Source organism: Enterobacter soli ATCC BAA-2102 (assembly GCF_001654845.1).
GTDB lineage: Bacteria > Pseudomonadota > Gammaproteobacteria > Enterobacterales > Enterobacteriaceae > Enterobacter > Enterobacter soli.
In genome coordinates this window covers 19,107-36,933 of record NZ_LXES01000028.1, presented here as the reverse complement: position 1 = coordinate 36,933, position 17,827 = coordinate 19,107, and the positions used below count along the sequence as shown (strand labels likewise).

At 53.1% G+C, this 17,827-nt stretch carries 18 protein-coding genes; 3 read left to right on the top strand and 15 right to left on the bottom strand.

All coding sequences use genetic code 11. The features are described 5' to 3' along the window. Positions 1-17 precede the first annotated feature (17 nt). On the bottom strand, positions 18-551 hold the full coding sequence (locus M987_RS10325; RefSeq protein ID WP_014069068.1) for an isochorismatase family protein: 534 nt from the start codon (positions 549-551) through the stop codon (positions 18-20). A 204-nt stretch (positions 552-755) separates the two neighbouring features. Between M987_RS10325 and ampH the strand changes: the two genes are divergently transcribed. Beyond that, complete coding sequence (ampH, locus tag M987_RS10320; protein ID WP_014069067.1) at positions 756-1,913, top strand: D-alanyl-D-alanine-carboxypeptidase/endopeptidase AmpH; 1,158 nt, start codon at positions 756-758, stop codon at positions 1,911-1,913. A 5-nt stretch (positions 1,914-1,918) separates the two neighbouring features. Here the strand turns inward: ampH and M987_RS10315 are convergent, their stop codons facing one another. Together M987_RS10315 and M987_RS10310 are read right to left on the bottom strand one after the other, a co-directional pair. Next, entirely contained in the window at positions 1,919-2,545 is a 627-nt protein-coding gene (locus M987_RS10315; RefSeq protein WP_014069066.1) for a helix-turn-helix domain-containing protein, read from the bottom strand. 94 nt (positions 2,546-2,639) lie between these two features. Next, positions 2,640-5,414 carry an autotransporter outer membrane beta-barrel domain-containing protein gene (locus M987_RS10310; RefSeq protein WP_014069065.1) on the bottom strand — a complete coding sequence of 925 codons (2,775 nt, stop codon included), beginning with the start codon at positions 5,412-5,414 and terminating at the stop codon, positions 2,640-2,642. Between the two features lie 449 nt (positions 5,415-5,863). On the opposite strand from M987_RS10310, the gene hemB reads away from it, so the two are divergent. Both hemB and olsF read left to right on the top strand, forming a co-directional pair. Beyond that, on the top strand, positions 5,864-6,838 hold the full coding sequence (hemB, locus tag M987_RS10305) for a porphobilinogen synthase (RefSeq protein WP_014069064.1): 975 nt from the start codon (positions 5,864-5,866) through the stop codon (positions 6,836-6,838). Positions 6,839-6,955: 117 nt separating this feature from the next. Continuing rightward, complete coding sequence (olsF, locus tag M987_RS10300; RefSeq protein WP_014069063.1) at positions 6,956-8,680, top strand: bifunctional ornithine lipid synthase OlsF; 1,725 nt, start codon at positions 6,956-6,958, stop codon at positions 8,678-8,680. 69 nt (positions 8,681-8,749) lie between these two features. On the opposite strand, the gene tauD is transcribed toward olsF, so the two are convergent. The 12 genes from tauD to M987_RS10240 all read right to left on the bottom strand — a co-directional run bounded on the left by tauD (position 8,750) and on the right by M987_RS10240 (position 17,824). Then, positions 8,750-9,601: a taurine dioxygenase gene (gene tauD, locus M987_RS10295; protein WP_014069062.1), complete on the bottom strand. Its 852-nt coding sequence runs from the start codon at positions 9,599-9,601 to the stop codon at positions 8,750-8,752. Then, a complete protein-coding gene (gene tauC, locus M987_RS10290) occupies positions 9,598-10,425 on the bottom strand; it encodes a taurine ABC transporter permease TauC (protein ID WP_014069061.1) in 828 nt (275 codons plus the stop codon). Before tauC ends, tauD begins: the two co-directional genes overlap by 4 nt. After that, the gene (gene tauB, locus M987_RS10285) at positions 10,422-11,189 is read right to left on the bottom strand and encodes a taurine ABC transporter ATP-binding subunit (protein WP_014069060.1); all 768 of its coding nucleotides are present in this window, start codon (positions 11,187-11,189) and stop codon (positions 10,422-10,424) included. Before tauB ends, tauC begins: the two co-directional genes overlap by 4 nt. Positions 11,190-11,199: 10 nt before the next feature. Beyond that, positions 11,200-12,162: a taurine ABC transporter substrate-binding protein gene (tauA, locus tag M987_RS10280; protein ID WP_014069059.1), complete on the bottom strand. Its 963-nt coding sequence runs from the start codon at positions 12,160-12,162 to the stop codon at positions 11,200-11,202. Positions 12,163-12,299: 137 nt separating this feature from the next. Beyond that, the gene (locus M987_RS10275) at positions 12,300-12,890 is read right to left on the bottom strand and encodes a hypothetical protein (protein ID WP_014069058.1); all 591 of its coding nucleotides are present in this window, start codon (positions 12,888-12,890) and stop codon (positions 12,300-12,302) included. Positions 12,891-12,979: 89 nt separating this feature from the next. Further along, positions 12,980-13,465, bottom strand: coding sequence for a hypothetical protein (locus tag M987_RS10270; protein WP_014069057.1), 486 nt, complete (start codon positions 13,463-13,465; stop codon positions 12,980-12,982). Then, positions 13,428-14,165 carry a winged helix-turn-helix domain-containing protein gene (locus M987_RS10265; RefSeq protein ID WP_014069056.1) on the bottom strand — a complete coding sequence of 246 codons (738 nt, stop codon included), beginning with the start codon at positions 14,163-14,165 and terminating at the stop codon, positions 13,428-13,430. The genes M987_RS10270 and M987_RS10265 overlap by 38 nt, the downstream gene beginning before the upstream one ends. Positions 14,166-14,358: 193 nt before the next feature. After that, positions 14,359-15,135 carry a cyclic diguanylate phosphodiesterase gene (locus M987_RS10260; RefSeq protein ID WP_245551566.1) on the bottom strand — a complete coding sequence of 259 codons (777 nt, stop codon included), beginning with the start codon at positions 15,133-15,135 and terminating at the stop codon, positions 14,359-14,361. Continuing rightward, on the bottom strand, positions 15,135-16,001 hold the full coding sequence (locus M987_RS10255) for an MrpH family fimbial adhesin (RefSeq protein WP_014069054.1): 867 nt from the start codon (positions 15,999-16,001) through the stop codon (positions 15,135-15,137). Before M987_RS10255 ends, M987_RS10260 begins: the two co-directional genes overlap by 1 nt. Before the next feature lie 12 nt (positions 16,002-16,013). Next, positions 16,014-16,490, bottom strand: coding sequence for a fimbrial protein (locus tag M987_RS10250; protein WP_014069053.1), 477 nt, complete (start codon positions 16,488-16,490; stop codon positions 16,014-16,016). Next, positions 16,483-17,064, bottom strand: coding sequence for a fimbrial protein (locus M987_RS10245; protein ID WP_014069052.1), 582 nt, complete (start codon positions 17,062-17,064; stop codon positions 16,483-16,485). The genes M987_RS10250 and M987_RS10245 overlap by 8 nt, the downstream gene beginning before the upstream one ends. Before the next feature lie 13 nt (positions 17,065-17,077). Next, positions 17,078-17,824 (bottom strand): fimbria/pilus periplasmic chaperone, encoded by a 747-nt coding sequence (locus tag M987_RS10240; protein ID WP_014069051.1) that lies wholly within the window; start codon positions 17,822-17,824, stop codon positions 17,078-17,080. Positions 17,825-17,827 lie beyond the last annotated feature (3 nt).

Here is a 17,827-nt window from a genome sequence, read left to right as displayed (position 1 = left end):
GACCCGATGGATTATTATTAGTTCGCTTTCCAGTTTTCGAGAATTGTTTCGGTGAATTTCACCTTCGGTGGGTTCAGGGGGGCAATAAAGTTACGCCAGACATCGTTATGGTGGTTAATCAGGATTTGCGCCTGCGCCGCCGGGCGGTTTGCGGTGGTATGGGCATCTTCCGCGACGGTAATGTGATAGCCGCGGCTCACGCCGTTTTTGATGGTGGCATCGACACAGTAATCGGTGGCACAGCCGCAAATGACAAATGCATTAATATCCTGCTCGCGCAGCAGCGCTGCCAGCCCGGTGTTATAGAATGAATCACAGGCAGTCTTGGTGACATAGAATGCCCCCGCGGGTTGTTCTACTTCCGGCAGCAGCGCAAACCCCTCACTCCCCTCTTCCAGCCCGCCGGCTTCGGTATGTTGAATAAAAATGACCGTGTCGGCAGCCTTCGTGAGCTGATTGATGCGGGAAACACACTGTTCGCGCTGATGACGCGGCGTTTCAAACACGCCTTGTTGCATATCGACAACCATAACTACACGCTTCTCAGACATAGCCCTCTCCGAAAGATTGAGTGAGATAAACGACTATAATAAGCCCGATGTCACAAAATAGGAGACTGAGTTCCACGAAATTGTTCTTATTTACCCGCGGTTACGTTTTTCTCGCTATCGTTATGCAATTCGACCCATTGCACCGCACCGATTAGTAGTATAAATACGCATTAATTTCTTCATTCACTTCATGGATGCATTTCGTTGAAACGTTGTCTGTTATCTTTCGCCGCGCTGTGTGCGGTGAGCCTGTCTACCGCCCAGGCAGCCCAGCCGCTGACAGCTCCTGCTTTTGCCTCAGATATTGCCGACCGCTACGCTAACCTTATCTATTACGGCAGTGGTGCAACCGGCATGGCGCTGGTGGTTATCGACGGTAACCAGCGTGTGTTTCGTAGTTTTGGTGAAACGCGTCCAGGAAATAATATCCACCCGCAGCTGGACTCAGTTATCCGTATCGCCTCATTAACCAAGTTAATGACCAGCGAAATGCTGGTGAAATTACTCGACCAGGGGGTCGTTAAACTTAACGATCCCCTCAGCAAATATGCCCCGCCAGGCGCACATGTTCCCACCTATCAGGGAGCCCCGATCACACTGGTGAATCTGGCCACTCACACCAGCGCCCTGCCGCGTGAACAACCCGGCGGCGCGGCACACCGTGCGGTCTTCGTCTGGCCAACGAGGGAACAACGCTGGGGCTACCTGAACACGGCGACGCTGAAATCCGAGCCGGGTTCACAGGCCTCCTATTCCAACCTGGCGTTTGATCTTCTCGCCGATGCGTTATCCACGGCATCCGGCAAGCCGTATCCGCAGCTGTTTGAAGAACAAATTACGCGCCCGCTGGGCATGAAAGACACTACCTTTACCCCTTCCCCCGACCAGTGCGGGCGCCTGATGGTGGCGGAAAAAGGGGCAAGTCCGTGTAATAACACCCTGGCAGCTATCGGGAGTGGCGGCGTTTACTCTACGCCGGGCGACATGATGCGCTGGATGCAACAATTCCTCTCTTCCGATTTCTACGCACGCAGCAACCAGGCCGACCGGATGCAAACGCTGATTTATCAGCGTAATCAGCTGCACCGTGTGATTGGCATGGACGTGCCGGGGAAAGCCGATGCGCTGGGTATGGGCTGGGTCTACATGGCACCGAAAAATGGTCGCCCAGGGATCATTCAGAAAACCGGCGGCGGCGGCGGCTTTATCACCTATATGGCGATGATCCCGCAGGCAAACGTGGGTGCGTTTGTGGTTGTGACCCGCTCGCCGAATACCCGTTTCGTCAATATGAGTGACGGTATCAATAACTTAGTTGCCGAGCTGAGCGCCAATAAAGAGAAGGTCGTTCCGGCTTCGTAAAGTGACTAATATTCCGCGGGCAAACGGTTGATACTGACCAGTTTGCCCCGGCTCATATTGATGTAATTCCCCTGCCGTAACGCCGCCAGTACCTCCGCGACGACCGAACGCGAGATGCGCGTGCGCCGCTGAATGTAGTTCATCACGCCGACCCGCGAGCGCAGCGTTTCGTCCCACTCCGCCATGACCAGCAGCGTCGAGCGGATCTGGCTGTAGGAGTTATTCCCCACCAGTTGCCCGTCACGGGACTCCATCATTTTGTGGTCCCACGAAAGCCAGCAGAAGGCATCACGCCACAGATGCGCTTGCTGAATATAGCTGCGGGTGGCGTCAGCCGGAAGATAGAAGCCAGAGCACGGGCTTTGTGCAATCAGCGTATATTGCGACCCACAGCCTGCCATGCCGGCATTCAGGCCCAGGATAAACGGCGCGGTAATAATCTCGACCAGCAGATCGTCCTGCTGGCGGTTAATGGTCAACGTGCCGCTTTGCAGAAACAGGGTGTAGTGGTCATCGTCGTAGCAGTCACCAAAGAGGGTTTGTTCCCCGGAAAGATGAAAAGGCGTGCTGTAAGGGGCCAGGCATTTTTCAAGCCGGGTAAATTCGGGAAGTGGTTTTGCGTAATGGTCCATGCCAACCTCAAGTCGTCCTTGCCTGATGGCGCTTTATCGCTGTTATTTTTGTTATTTAAAGTCCGGGGAGGCGAACCTCCCCGGACAAATCGTATTACCAGGTGTACTTCACGCCCACATTGGCGCCCCAGTTCTGCTCGACGTCGCCGCCGCCCAGATAGGTTGCATCTGAATAAGCACTGAAGTTTTTAGTGAAGCTGAACTGTGTACCCAGACCTACACGTACCGCAGAGCCTTTCACACCGTTATCAATACTGTCACCGTTCACATCGGCGCTGTTGTCAGCGTCGTCATACACGTATGCCAGTTTGAAGTAAGGCGTCAGCGCCTGATCGGAGCCGTAGCTGAAGGTATAACCGGTATCAACACCCACTTCGTAACGCAGGCTGTCGTAGGATTGATCGCCCACCTTCATGTCGTTGCTCAGCTGGTAGTTGTCGCCAGACTGGAACAGCCCGGACACCGCTGCATATGGCGTCACGTAGCCAGACTCGTTAACTTTCCAGTCGTAGCCCAGTTTCATGCCAAAACCCCAGGCATCAGTGGTGGTGTTACCATCCACATACTGACTGTTGCTCATGGTGGCGGAGAGATCGTTATTGAAGCGTGAGTAGCTCAGGGAAGCATCAATAAAGACATCGCTGGCAAACTTCGCGGAGGAGTAAACCATTGCCGTCTGGCTGTCCTGATCAACCTGACCGCTGCGATCGCTCAGATCGCCTTTTGCGAAGCCAGCAGCACCACCGATCAGCCATTTTGCATCATTGCCGTCGATGTGCGTATCCACACCGACCATAATGCCGCTGGCGTCCTGGTCGTAGCTGATGATCCCGTTGTCACCATCAAGATTTCCACCGAAGAAGCTCACCCAGGCACCACCGTTATCCGTCAGACCATGGCGGCTGTTGGTGATACGTGTGCTCAGCGTATCCTGCTGGAGATTCCAGATGTTGGCATTTGCAGAAGGGATGCTCAGCGCCATATTCGCGTAGTCGGTCAGCTCCTGCTGATGCAGAACGACGGTATCGCCTTGTTGCAGCGCTTTATAGGTATACGCACCTAAATCCGCTTTGTTTGCCGCAGTAAAGGAGGCTTTGGTATCCACGTTATTGTCATAGATGCGAATAATTTCGTTGTTTTTATAATCAGCAACAGAACCTGCGCCGGTGGCGTTATCAATACGTACCTTGTAGTTGCCAGCAACTTCACCGTTCACGGCCAGGTGACCGTCGGCATTAAGCGCAACCACACCGTAGTCGTAACCCGTCGCATGACGATCGTTGGTGGTATAGCGGGCGTTGTTCAGATCGCTGTTCAGCACGTAGTCGCGGCTGGCAACATTCAGCACACCGCCGTCAGTCAGGACCATGTTGTGGGTGTCAACCTGGCCCAGCCCGAGCGCCAGCTCAGCACCGTTATTCACGGTAATAGTATTAGCGTACAGTCCGGCGGTTTCTTCCGTCAGTGTTGCAAGGCTACCGCTGTCCAGATAGAGGCTGTCGGTCGCAACACCACCGCTGTCTCCGATATTCAGCGATGACGCATTGGTCAGAGTGATTGAATCTGCCAGCAGGCCTGAGTTTTCAACATTCACCTGCGACTGGTTGTTCACTGCCAGCGTGTCGATGTTAGAGAGCTTGCGGGTGTCCCACTCGGAGCCGTTGTCCAGCGTCACGTTAAACAGACCGCTCTGATAAACCTCTTCGCCTGCAACGTGCCCGTTGCTGTCGTAGGTGGAATCAGGCCAGATGCTGTTAGGAGAGAGCGTGCGCCAGTCTACATCGCTGTAGCCCTCACCGTACATCTGCGCAGTGCCGATGGCTTCAACGCTGGACTGCGCCGCACCTACCCATTTGCTGCCGTTGGTCAGGGTGACATCCAGTTTATCGGTATCGTCCCAGCCGTTGGTGGTTGGGTTATACACGCCGTCATCGGTGGTATCCGTTGCCGGATCGCCATTCACGTAGAAATTGTTATCGAAGGTGCTGGAGAAAAGGATATCACCGGTCACGGTGGAGTGATCAAACGTCGCGGTCGTCTGCATCGCGTTATCAGACGCGCTGGCAGCCACGATCAGCGCTGCATCATCCGCCGCGGTGGCGTTAGTTTCACCGTAGTCGCTCGGCTTCGCGGTTTGACCGTAGAAACCGCTAGTACCCAGGTCGCTGTAGGCACCCGAGGTCAGTACAGAATTTTTGACAACCAGCGTATCCGTGAACACGTTGGTACTGTTGGCAACGCCTTCAACGCCGTCATATGGGGTATTATCCAGCTCCTGATAACCCTGAGTCAGCGTAATACCCGCCACGTGGGAGTTATTCTGGATAACAATATCAGACTCCACGTCCAGCGTAATCGCATTACCCAGGCCGTAGGTATCCAGATAATGGGTCTCAGAGGTCTCGCCATTCACAACGTCGTACGCGTAATGCTCGTAGGTGTCGTTGATGGTGGTGTTATCGACGGTAAGACTAAAACGGTCATACTGGGCATGAGTCGTACCATCCGTATCCACGCCCTCGGAACAGGTCGTGGTCATACATTCAGAGGTGATCATGCCATTGATAGTGCTGTTCGAAATGCTCAGAGCATTCGCCCGGCCATTGACACCGTCATCCAGATAGTAGGTTGAAATAACACCATTTACCGTTGATTTGTTAATCACCGGATAAATATCACCATCGTGGGTCGCATCTGTATAATCCCAGTCTGCATATCCATAATACCAGGGAGCAGACGCTGTATTATCATATCCAAAAGTATTATATGTCGTGCCGGAAATATCCTTCGCATTGGCCTGAGAAGCGATAGCCAGAGTACAGGCTAATGCAAGTTGAGATACAACCAGTTTCTTTTTCCATGTTTGCATTGGGTCATCCCTCCTCAGGGACGTAAGCAAGTTTGTCCATCAAATCATTTGGCAATATTAATTGCGCAGAGAATTATGCAGCTCCATTTAGAAAAGGTTCAATGAATGATTCAATTAAGTCCGTATCCAGACAAACAGCCAGAGCTAGACAGAATAAAAAGGGAATCAATAATTAATATTATAAATAACATTAACTTAAAATAATATCACGCAGGCGACAACAATATAATTATGATAAATAGATTGCTGTTATTTATATATCCAAAGCAATGCAGAAAAAAAGCCAATAATTCAAACGCGCGTCTTCTTAGACCCGTGAACAGTATATATTACTCCACAGCTAACTGACGCATGCCGCTTTGGTTTAATCAAAATGCCCACTTTAGTAAAACACCTAACCCTGCTTTCAGGTACACTGTGCCCCATTGTTCCTCAACGTCAGGCATATCATGACCGATTTAATTGCTCGTCCCCGTCGCCTGCGCAAGTCACCGGCACTGCGCGCTATGTTTGAAGAGACAACACTGACCTTAAACGATCTGGTGTTGCCGATTTTTGTTGAAGAAGAGATCGATGATTACAAAGCCATCGATGCTATGCCGGGCGTCATGCGCATCCCTGAAAAGCATCTGGCACGCGAGATCGAACGCATTGCGAATGCCGGTATCCGCTCGGTCATGACCTTCGGCATTTCCCACCATACCGATGCCACCGGCAGCGATGCGTGGAAAGAAGACGGCCTGGTCGCGCGCATGTCGCGCATCTGCAAAGAGACCGTGCCGGAAATGATCGTCATGTCCGACACCTGTTTCTGTGAATACACCTCCCACGGCCATTGCGGTGTACTGTGCGATCACGGTGTGGATAACGACGCCACCCTGCTGAACCTGGGCAAACAGGCCGTGGTTGCCGCTGCTGCCGGTGCTGATTTCATCGCCCCTTCTGCGGCGATGGATGGCCAGGTCCAGGCTATCCGTCAGGCGCTGGATGCCGCCGGTTTCACCGATACGGCTATCATGTCCTACTCCACTAAATTCGCGTCCTCTTTCTACGGCCCGTTCCGTGAAGCCGCTGGCACAGCGTTGAAAGGCGATCGTAAAACCTACCAGATGAACCCGCTGAACCGCCGCGAAGCGATCCGCGAATCTCTGCTCGATGAAGCCCAGGGCGCAGATTGCCTGATGGTGAAACCGGCTGGTGCGTATCTGGATATCCTGCGCGACATCCGTGAACGTACCGAATTGCCGCTGGGTGCCTACCAGGTGAGCGGTGAGTACGCGATGATCAAATTCGCCGCGCAGGCGGGTGCGATTGATGAAGAGAAAGTGATCCTCGAAAGCCTGGGTGCGATCAAACGCGCGGGCGCGGATCTGATCTTCAGCTATTTCGCGCTGGATCTGGCCGAGAAGAAAATTCTGCGTTAATCCGCATAGCCTCTCTCCCCCGGGAGAGAGGCGTCTGGTGCAATAACTTCACCAAACTGCAATACAAACGACATCTCCCCCTTCTACTGTCTGGGCAAGACGGCAGGAGGAGTTACCATGTTTAGTCTCGACAGCGTTCTCGATGACCTTTGGCCTCAGGCGAGGCCCGCACCCTGGCAAAAAAGTCTGTTAAAAAGACTGTTCTACGAAGAAGAATTCCAGCAGTTTGCAGCAAGCCACCGCCACCTGAAAGGGCTGGATATGGTGGAGCAAGTCCTGGAGCATCTCGACATTCTCTGCACCGTTTCCGCCCGCGATCTCGAACAAATCCCCGAACATGGCCCACTGGTCATTATCGCTAACCACCCTACCGGCACCCTTGACGGGCTGGCGCTAATGTATGCCGTTTCGCGCGTACGCCGCGATGTGAAAGTGGTAACCAACCGGATGTTGACTCACCTGGAGCCGCTCAGCTCGCTGTTTATTCCGGTGGACAACATGGGTGGCAAGACGGCGAAAACATCGCTGTTGCAGATGGAACAACATCTGCAAAACGCCGGGGTGCTGATTTTCTTCCCGGCGGGAGAAGTCTCGCGCCCGACGCGCAAAGGTATCCGCGATAAAAAATGGCACTCTGGCTTTATCAAGCTGGCCAGCAAACTGCGCGCGCCGCTGTTGCCGGTACATATTCAGGCGCACAACAGCCTGCTATTTTATGCCAGCACGCTGGTATCGCCGACACTCTCCATGCTGCTGTTAATGCAGCAGATGTTCCGGCGCCGCCACAGCCAGCTGCCGATTAAAATTGGCCAGCAGATTGGATGGGATAACTGGTTTAGCACCACGCTTTCACCACGTGAGATGGCCGAGCAGTGCCGTCAGCACGTGATGCGTCTTGGCAAGGGACTGCCTGGCGTATTCAAAACCCAGTGCGCCATTGCGCGCCCGGAAGACCGGGCCACGCTGAAACGCGAGCTGGCGCAGGCCGAGTGTCTGGGAAAAACCAGCGACGGTAAAACGATCTATCTGTGGCAGCGCAACGCGCAGGAAGATGCCCCGCTTCTGCGTGAGCTGGGGCGTCTTCGCGAAATTGCGTTTCGTGCCGTGGGGGAAGGTAGCGGCAAACGCCGTGACACCGACAGCTACGACGACGATTACTTGCACCTGATCCTGTGGGATGACGAGGATCTGGAAATTGTCGGCGCATATCGCTTTATGCCAACGGCAATGCAGGTCGACAGGCGCGGCGTGGATGGGCTGTACAGCTATAGCCTGTTCCACTACGACGACAAAATGCAGGATGTGCTGGAGCACGGTATCGAACTGGGACGCAGCTTTATTCAGCCGCGCTACTGGGGACGCCGTGGGCTGGATTATCTGTGGTCAGGGATTGGTGCCTATCTGGCGCGTTATCCGCACTATCGCTATCTGTTTGGCCCGGTTTCCATTTCCGGCGGCTTACCGCCTGCGGCGCGGGATCTGCTGGTGGCGTTTTACCGCCTGTGGTTCCCGGCAAGCCATCCGCTAGCTGCTTCGCGTCAGCCTTATCCGGCATCACTGCCGGACGTGCTGGCCCAGTTTGGTGGGGTCGATTACGTGGATGACCTGACGAAGCTGAAATCCCTGCTCGGAAATCTGGGTTGCGGTATTCCGCCACTCTACAAACAGTACTCTGAGCTGTGCGAGCCAGGCGGGGTGCAGTTTATCGATTTTGGCAGCGATCCGGCATTCAACAACTGCATCGACGGACTGGTGCTGGTGGACTTAACGTATCTCAAAGCAAATCGCTATCAGCGGTATATTGAGGCGCATTTAATACCCTCCCCCCTGCCCTCTCCCTGAAAGGGAGAGGGTGAAAAACGCACCGGTCAGTCCCCTCGCCCCTTTGGGGAGAGGGTTAGGGTGAGGGGCTCAAACCGCACGATAAAACGGCTTATCTCCCAAAATTGTCGCACGCTGCATGATCCGCCGCTGCGGCAGGTAATCCGCATTGGCGTAATGCTGTGTGACGCGATTATCCCAGATGGCGAGGTCATTCTCCTGCCAGCGCCAGCGCACCTGGAACTCCGGTTTGGTGATATGGGCGAACAGGAAACCTAACAACGCTTCGCTCTCTTTCTCTGACACATCCACAATCCGCGTGGTAAAGCCTTCATTCACGAACAACGCCTGTTTGCCCGTCACCGGATGCGTGCGCACCACCGGATGCAGCAGCGGCGGATGCTTTGCGACAGCCTCCAGCCAGCGCTGATGCTCCTCTTCGCTTTTACGGTATTTGTACTCCTGGAACGATTTCTTAAAGTCATGCTCTGCCCGCAGCCCGCTCAGCAGCGTCCGGAACGGTGCAGACAGCGCCTCAAACGCCGCTATTCCGCTTGTCCAAAGCGTATCGCCACCCGTCTCCGGCAAAAGCTTCGCCGCCAGGATCGCCCCTGCTGGCGGGGTTTCAATAAAGGTCACATCCGTATGCCAGTTGTCATTATCCGGTGGGTTATCGTTGTGGGTATCCAGAACAATAATTTCCTCCACACCTTCGGCGTGAGGATAAACAGGATGAATATGCAGATCGCCGAAACGCAGTGCCAGCGCACGCTGCTGGTGCGGCGTGATCGCCTGCTCGCGCAGGAATACCACCTGATGACGCAGCACCGCGTGGTAGAGCTGCTCAAACTGGTTATCGCTCAGCGGACGGGTCACATCCAGACCCGACACCTGCGCGCCAATGTACGGCCCAAGCGGGGTAATGGTCAGACGTTCACTCATTGTATTTCTCCATGCCAGGGTGTCAGGCGGCGCTGTAGCGCACGCAGCCCCAGTTCTAATCCAAAAGCAATTACGGCGATCACCGCAATCCCTGCCAGCACCACGTCAGTCGCCAGGAACTCGCCTGCCGACTGCACCATAAATCCCAGACCACGGGTTGCGGCAATCAGCTCCGCCGCCACCAGCGTTGACCAGCCCACCCCAAGCCCGATCCGCAGCCCGGTTAAAATCTCCGGCAGTGCACCGGGTAAAATGACAAACAACAGCACCTGCGTACGGCTGGCGCCAAGAGACTGTGCGGCGCGGATGCGCACCTGCTGGGCACTCTTTACCCCCGCCAGCGCGGACATCGCCACAGGCGCGAAAATCGCCAGATAAATCAGCAAGATCTTGGAGGTTTCGCCAATACCAAACCAGATAACCATCAGCGGCAGATATGCCAGCGGCGGCACCGGACGATAAAGCTCAATCAACGGGTCGAGAATGCCGCGAACCGTGGGGCTCAGCCCCATCGCTATCCCCACCGGGATCCCGATAATCACCGCCGCCAGCAGCGCCACCAGAATACGGGCCAGGCTCGCTGCCAGATGCTGCCACAGCGTGGCATCCATAAACCCCTGCGGCCCGGCAATGGTGATAAGTTTTGCCAGAACTTGTCCCGGCGGCGGCAGGAACAGCGGACTAATCCACTGCTGGGCAGCTACCGCCCACCACACCGCCAGTAACACCAGCAGCGTACTGACGCTGAGCGTTACCTGACGCGAGAACGGCCAGCGTAGACTCATGCGAGGACGACGTGTTTTTTCACTGAAGACAATGCTCATGAGAACGCCTCCCGTTGTTCAAATACGCGGCTCAGCACATATTCACGTTGTTCGATAAACAGCGGGTCGGATTTAATGCTGCGCACCGGTTCCCCCGCCACATAACGACGGGCGAAATCGAGCGGCAGGCGCTCCAGTACGCGCCCCGGCCCTGGCGATAACAGCACCAGTTCGGTCGCCATAAACACCGCTTCTTCTATGTCATGGGTGATAAGCAGCACCTGCTTACCGGTTTCATGCCACAGGCGCAGCAGTAGGGTTTGCATCTGCTCGCGGGTAAAGGCATCCAGCGCGCCAAACGGCTCATCCAGCAATAACAGCTGCGGATTGGCCGCCAGCGCCCGGGCAATCCCGACCCGCTGACGCTGGCCGCCCGAAAGCTGCCAGATAAAGCGTTTTTCCGCCCCTTCCAGCCCCACTTTTTTCAGCATCTGCCGTGCGACATCCAGCCGCTGTTCGCGCCCGACGCCCGCCAGTTGCAGGCCAAATGCGACGTTTTCCTGCACATTACGCCACGGCAGAAGCCCTTCATTCTGAAAGACCACGCCGCGCTCAGCGCCGGGGCCATCCACCCGTTTTCCTTCCAGTTGAATAGCGCCATGCTGATAAGGGACAAATCCGGCAATCAGGTTCAGCAGCGTGGTTTTACCGCAGCCGGATGGCCCCAGCACCACCAGCAGCTCACCGCTGTCCAGCGTCAGGTTGATATCTTCCAGGGCCGGTTTTCCGCCATAGCTGGCGTGCAGGTTTGTAATATTCAGCATGACTGACTCCTTATTTCACGAATCGGTCGGTCACGTACTGGCTGTAATCCGCCGCGACCGCAGGCACTTTGCCCTGCTCTTTGAGGAATGTTGCGGTATCCACAATCGCTTTGTTCACCGGCCCCGTCAGCTGCTGAACCTGCTGCGCCGGCGTGAGGTAGGTATTCCCTTTCACCAGCCCCGGCACGTCGGCTTCTGGTACGCCGCTCAGACGCGAAAGTTTTTCCAGGTTAGCGGGCTGCTTGAGCCACTCATCGGGGTTGCTGATGTACGGCTGCTGCGCGTCGATGGCGCTTTTCGCGAAGGCTTTCACCACATCAGGATGTTTTTCCGCGAAATCTTTACGCACGACCCACACATCGAGTGTCGGTGCGCCCCACTGCCCCACTTTTTCAGAGTCAGTCAGCACCGAGCCCTCTTTTTCCAGCTCGTTCACTGCGGGTGCCCAGACGTATGCGCCGTCAATATCGCCACGCTGCCAGGCCGCAATAATTGCCGGAGGTTGCAGGTTAATGATTTGCACCTGGCCCGGCTTAATCCCCCAGTGTTTCAGGGCGGCGAGCAGACTGTAGTGAGTGGTGGAAATAAACGGCACGGCAATGCGCTTGCCAATCAGATCTTCTGGTTTAGTAATGTTTTTCTTCACCACCAGCGCTTCAGAGTTGCCTAGCTGAGACGCCAGCAGGAAGACTTCAATCGGCACCTGCTGGCTGGCCGCGACCGCCAGCGGGCTTGAGCCGAGGTTACCAATCTGCACATCGCCAGAGGCCAGCGCACGCACGATGGCCGCCCCGCTGTCGAATTTGCGCCAGTCCACTTTCGCACCGCTCTCTTTGGCGAAGGTGTTATCTGCCTGCGCGACTTTTGCCGGCTCCGCAGAGGTTTGATACGCGACGGTGACATCCACCGCCTGCGCCTGAAATGCCCACAGCGCCAGTGCGCCGAGTAAAGTAATACGCGATGAAATTGCCATACTGTCTGCTCCCCTTGTCGTTATGGAGGCAGTATTTCCGGCAGCCGATTTTTGATAAAGGAATAAAAAGGTATCGCTAATACCAAATTGTTTTTAGATAAAAAAGTGCAAAGCAAAGTTAAAAACCATGAATGCCATTAAGCACGTAACCAGGTTTCCGGCAGCGTGTAGTTTTGGTTCAGTAACCCGTGACGAAAAATATAAATGCAGGCAGTATAAAAGTGTTTCATTTTCATCCGCTGGCAGACCTTATCTCTGAGTTTATAAACCTGTTTTTGCGAGCAATAAAACATGTCAGCAATATCCTCTATTTGCATTCCGCTCAGAAAGGCATTAATCAATGCCATTTCCTGTTCATTCATTTCTATTCGTACGGACTGACGCCACTTATCCGGCATCACAATTTCAGCCTTATGGTAAATCGTGGGGATCAAACGCCCGACAACGGCGCTCATGTCGATAGTATGATCTTTCGAGTTCGCATCAACAGGTGGGGAGGCCGGTTCATTCATACAGAGGACCACCGCCCGCGTTCGCTCAAAGCGGCGGGAGATTGCACGCCATTGGCGTTCCAGAATATTTAGTGGCGTTCTGCTGTCAATCAGGATAATACATTCCTGATGATGCTCACCTGTCTGTTTCAGGTCGCGGATATGTTTTAAAGAAATATAATACTGCAACCCCTGAAACAGATAGTTATCATGGGTAATCAGAACAATAAGGGACATTAACGAAAACCAGCCTTCAATAAAAAAGGAAAGGGAGCCCAACCCCTTATTAATTAAGGGGTGGAATAATGTATTTAATACTGAAAAAATTAATCTGTCTTAGCGCAAATTAATACCGTGCGGCGTAAATCACTGATACTCCAGATCCCATCACGCAATTTCCTGACTTTGAATAGAAAGACTTTTTGCGCTGAGGTGAGTTTTTCTGACAGAGCATCAGGTAATGTTTCGGCACTGTTTTTATCAATCCCCTCGCGTTTAAATTCAATAAAGGAGTGGCGATTATCGTCGGAGTAGCGCAGCCTGGCGTAACGGTCAACGATATAGCGTTGGTTGTTGTAAGTGACTACGCCATATTCGGTAATATAGCTAAGTTCATTGGGTACAAAGTGAACAACAAGATGGATTCTGGCTACGATCTTTTCATCATCCTTTCCGAGCTCAAGATTCAAATCCGATGTGCAATCCACCACACTGGTGTTTTTAGGTACGTAGAGCAATGCACTGATGAACAGAAGACCCAGGAGCACGACAAGGCTACCCCACTTTAGTCGTGACGAAGTTTTTACACTCACCGGGATCCCCTTCACTATTAACCATGCATTGTGCAACAAAGATTTCCAGAAGATCGGTTTTCTCATGTACCTTACTGTCATCGTAATAAATATAAGAAGGACGTGAACACTTCTCCAACAACTTCTGACCCTGCCCATGAGAGAAATAGTTTTCAACCCGTTTGACGTTCACATTGTTATGGTAATAAATCTTGCATTGCTCAACCTGCTTATATAATGACATATCATTATGTTGATCAAAAAAATTGAGATATAAAGCGATTACCGCAGCAATAATTGTGAACAACAATCCACCCCATCGAATCAACCTTGTCTTATTTACATTCGTTTCTTTATCTGGTTGAGAAATCGCTTGCATTACCATATAGTCCCTGGACCTCTCATTAAATTGCAGGTCATCAAGGGCAAGTTCAAAGCCCTGTTTCGGTACCGTTTTTAGCGCATCATGAATGTCAAATTCGGCTAAAATCTTACGCAATATGCTGACATTATTGTTCAGACTGTTACTTGACGGGGTCAATCCAAAATCACCCCATACCTTTTGCAACAGGTCTTCGCGTGTCATCAACCTGTTATTATTCTCAAGCAAAATCAGTAGTAGCCTGCATGATGGATTTGAGAGCACATGTTGCGTTCTCTCATCCGACACTGTCCTTTCCGCAACGTTAAAAGAGACTTTATTGTTTATTAGAAAATACATAGCACTGTCACCGACTCCAATATTAACCCACACTTTTTTAATGGCATTAATGCCAGTAACTATTTTAGCGTATCGGGATAAAGTGACAAAACATCAATTTAGCCGTTCAATATACCTCCAGAACATTTCCGCCTGCATTAGACAATTATTTTCCAGCAATCAGAAAATCCCATAAGTTTATAAAGGAAATAATTTATTCAACCACCAGAAAATCCCTCAACTGGGTTTTACTCAATGCGCAGGAAAACAGATGCCCCTGTTGAACAGTAATTCCGATATCAGAGAGGATCTGCGACTGCTGGGTTGTTTCGACACCTTCCGCAATGACATTCAGCTTATAGGCTTTTGCAAGGCTGGCTATCGCCGGGACTATTGCACCCGACGGCGAATCAGAAGAAAGGCCCGCAACAAATAAGCGGTCGATCTTCACTCCATCCACGTTGAACTGCTCAAGACAGTTCAGGTTGGCATAACCCGTACCAAAGTCATCAAAATAGATACTGACATCCGCCAGCTGTAATTTAAGAAATGCCCCCCGGACTTCCGGCGTATTAGCCAGGGGCTGCTCTTCCGTCACTTCAACCACCAGCCGGTATTTCTCCAGCGGCAACATCGCCAGAAACGAGAGGGTGTCGAAGACAAATCCCGGTGCCGCCACCTGCGATGGGCTGACATTGAAAGAGATATGTAGCCCGGTCGGCAGCAGTGCATTCAGCTCATTGATATCCTGTGCAACCTGGCGCAACAAGTGCTGCATCATTTCCGGTAGTAGCCCACTCTCCTCAAATGCCTCGATTAGCGTAACAGGCGTTGCGTTTTCGTCGGCAAGCGACCAACGCATCAGCACTTCAAGCCCATAAAGCGACTGGGTTCGGATGTCGATCAATGGCTGATAGTACGGAACAATCTCGCCCATCATTAAGGAACAATAGAGATCGATATTGTTTACGGCAGACGTTGTCATCATCATCACTCCACTGTAATCAGTATCACGGTTGAGCCTGAAAACTCACCGGCTGCTACGCTGCCGTTAGTGCGCAGAACCGATTTCACGGTCACATTTTCTTGCTCGGCAACATCCAGAGTGAAACCGGCCGTACCGAGCACGTTGCCATTCATATACAGTTCCGAATAGAGGCTACCATCGTCACGCAGCTGCACGTTATCCGCAGAGTAGATAAACAGTTTCAGCGTTTGCGAAGTCGTACAGTTAATACTTACCGTTTCACTCACTTCATGGCCTTCCAGCTCCTGACGGGTTAGCGTGCCATGATTCAGATTCAAAACATCCTGATTAAAATCACAGCTGCCGCTGGGCGCAGGGGCAGCACCGCAGATACTGCCAGGCATAAGCGGGTAGCCGGTGAAACTGCTGTTACTCACTTCCGAGGTATTTGTCCCTAAATTTTTCCCCGCAGCATAGAAAATCCCGACACACTCTTCAGTAGCCACAGTGCTTCCACTGTGGCGTGTGGAAGAGGAGTAAGGCAGAGAGAAAATGGACTTAAACGATTTTGCCAGTTCACCCATTGTTTCTGCTGTTGTCAGAAAGGAATAAGTTCCCGTTGCCCATGATCTGTTCGTTCTTGGCCCAGATGTGCCTGCCGCGTTATGTCTGTGTCCGATGAATATTGTGCAGGCTGTTAGCCCATAACAGGGATTGGGTGTAGAGTCCTCTTCATCCCAATCTGCAATGGTGAAATTATATTCATAACAATAGGTTGCTGAGGCAGAGCATGTTTCAAGCGTGTCAATCCAGCTCCAGATTGACGCCGCAGAGGTTTGGCTGAACATCCCCCCGCCCAGCAGCAATAAAGCGCAGAGCCATTTTTTCATTGCATTGTTCCCTTATTGATACTGGATCTTAAGTGTCGCAGAGGCGCTAAACACGCCGGTTTCCACTTCAGCTGCATCATCTTTAATCGGCGCAGCCTGGAGTACCGGCACTTCCGGCCAGGTAAAGGGCATCCAGGTATTCATTGGCATAGACTCCCCGTTCATATACAGCTTGATCCCCAGCCCCTCGCGGTCGGTGGCCAGATAGTCATCGCTAAACGAGGTCGCCGTACCTTCAAATTCCATCTCCAGGTCATTGGAGGTCAGATCTTCACAGACCAGCGAATAGTCGATGGTTTTCATAAAGTTTTCGCCGTTGATCAGGCGCGACTGTAGGTTGCTGCCAAAATCCACATAAATGGTTTCACCGTTGTTAATTTCACACACACCTTCCACCACCACGCCGGTGACATTCACCGTCAGGGCAGACCAGGAAACAGGCGTCAGCAATATCAGGGCGATAAACAGGAAAAAACGTGAACTAGTCATAATTCAGCCTGAAGTGAATAAGCGCCTGCCACGCCCCCGCCACCAGCGGCGCAGGTGTGCGTTCCGGCGCAATGTAATAAAAGAGCACGTTATTCCCTGGCTCCAGCAGCAGCGGATGTCCTTCCCCGTTCAGACGCACAGAACGATGCAGCCTGTCGGTCAGGCGCAGCGCCAGCCCACTGGCACCCGTCACGCGAACAAGCCCCGGGTTTAACAGCTCGCCTGGTGCAACAAAACTGACCGTGACCGAGGGTTGATCCCGGCTCCAGAGTAAATCTCCACTCCAGGCATCCCGTACTGAGGTGGGTGACGGGAGGCAGTCTTCAAGGCGGATCTCAATCCGTACCGGCGTTCCCTGATCGCCTGGCTTTTTCAGCGTTCCCGTTGCCGTGGAGCCCATGTCCACCTCCTGCCATGCGGAGTCCATTGCCAGACGGCAGGCGCTTTCCGTCAACGCACCGTGCACATGCAACAAGCCATCATTGCCATCCACCCGTTCATCTGCCGCGTTAAGCTGCCCTGCCATCAGCAACAGCGCGAGCCATCCACTTTTTCTCCAGCACGCGATATTCATTTCACTCTCCTGGTTATTTTTTCTTTTCCTGCGGTACGGCTTTGCACTCGCTGCCGCCACAGCTAAACACCAGCTTTGCCCGCCCACCAAAGTCGTTAACGTAAGTCAGTACCGGCGCGCCTCCCAGAGCAGAAGCCGACGCAGCCAGCACCAGTTGGCCCCTTGGCTCCACCATGATCGGTTTGAAGCCTGCCGCCGCTTTACCGGTGAGTGCCGAAGAAGCATTAACCAGAGAGATGTAATACGGCGTCGGGTTGTTCACGCGATACTTGTCACCTTCACGCGTCAGGGTCAGCTGTTCCTGGAACGGCGTAGCGTAATCGACATGTTTTACTTCAATGGCTGCCGGGCGATAGAACAGCTTGATCCGGGTCTGGAGCGCCAGTTGCAGGGTATTGGGCTTGCTGCTTTTGGGCGGGATCTCGCGCAGGTTAAAGTAGAACAGCGACTCCCTGTCCTGCGGTAAACGCTGGATCCCGGCCGTGGACTGGACTTTAATCTGGCTCTGCTCGCCAGGCTCAATGCGCTGAACCGGCGGTAACAGCACCAGCGGATCGGTTATCTTCTTGCCCTGCGGATCTTCCACCCATCCCTGCGCCAGATACGGCAGCGTTTTGTTTTCGTTGGTCAGTCGCAGGCTGACGGACTTCGCGTCCCCGTCAAAAATCACCCGGGTTCTGTCCAGCGATACCGCAGCCGTTGCCACACCGGAAAACATCAGAGCCATGCCCGTCAGGGCGGAAATTCGCACAATTGTCATCTT

Coding starts and splice junctions, on each gene's coding strand:
- M987_RS10325 (WP_014069068.1), bottom strand. CDS start 551: ATGTCTGAGAAGCGTGTAGTTATGGTTGTCGATATGCAACAAGGCGTG.
- M987_RS10315 (WP_014069066.1), bottom strand. CDS start 2,545: ATGGACCATTACGCAAAACCACTTCCCGAATTTACCCGGCTTGAAAAA.
- M987_RS10310 (WP_014069065.1), bottom strand. CDS start 5,414: ATGCAAACATGGAAAAAGAAACTGGTTGTATCTCAACTTGCATTAGCC.
- hemB (WP_014069064.1), top strand. CDS start 5,864: ATGACCGATTTAATTGCTCGTCCCCGTCGCCTGCGCAAGTCACCGGCA.
- olsF (WP_014069063.1), top strand. CDS start 6,956: ATGTTTAGTCTCGACAGCGTTCTCGATGACCTTTGGCCTCAGGCGAGG.
- tauD (WP_014069062.1), bottom strand. CDS start 9,601: ATGAGTGAACGTCTGACCATTACCCCGCTTGGGCCGTACATTGGCGCG.
- tauC (WP_014069061.1), bottom strand. CDS start 10,425: ATGAGCATTGTCTTCAGTGAAAAAACACGTCGTCCTCGCATGAGTCTA.
- tauB (WP_014069060.1), bottom strand. CDS start 11,189: ATGCTGAATATTACAAACCTGCACGCCAGCTATGGCGGAAAACCGGCC.
- tauA (WP_014069059.1), bottom strand. CDS start 12,162: ATGGCAATTTCATCGCGTATTACTTTACTCGGCGCACTGGCGCTGTGG.
- M987_RS10275 (WP_014069058.1), bottom strand. CDS start 12,890: ATGTCCCTTATTGTTCTGATTACCCATGATAACTATCTGTTTCAGGGG.
- M987_RS10265 (WP_014069056.1), bottom strand. CDS start 14,165: ATGTATTTTCTAATAAACAATAAAGTCTCTTTTAACGTTGCGGAAAGG.
- M987_RS10260 (WP_245551566.1), bottom strand. CDS start 15,135: ATGATGATGACAACGTCTGCCGTAAACAATATCGATCTCTATTGTTCC.
- M987_RS10255 (WP_014069054.1), bottom strand. CDS start 16,001: ATGAAAAAATGGCTCTGCGCTTTATTGCTGCTGGGCGGGGGGATGTTC.
- M987_RS10250 (WP_014069053.1), bottom strand. CDS start 16,490: ATGACTAGTTCACGTTTTTTCCTGTTTATCGCCCTGATATTGCTGACG.
- M987_RS10245 (WP_014069052.1), bottom strand. CDS start 17,064: ATGAATATCGCGTGCTGGAGAAAAAGTGGATGGCTCGCGCTGTTGCTG.
- M987_RS10240 (WP_014069051.1), bottom strand. CDS start 17,824: ATGACAATTGTGCGAATTTCCGCCCTGACGGGCATGGCTCTGATGTTT.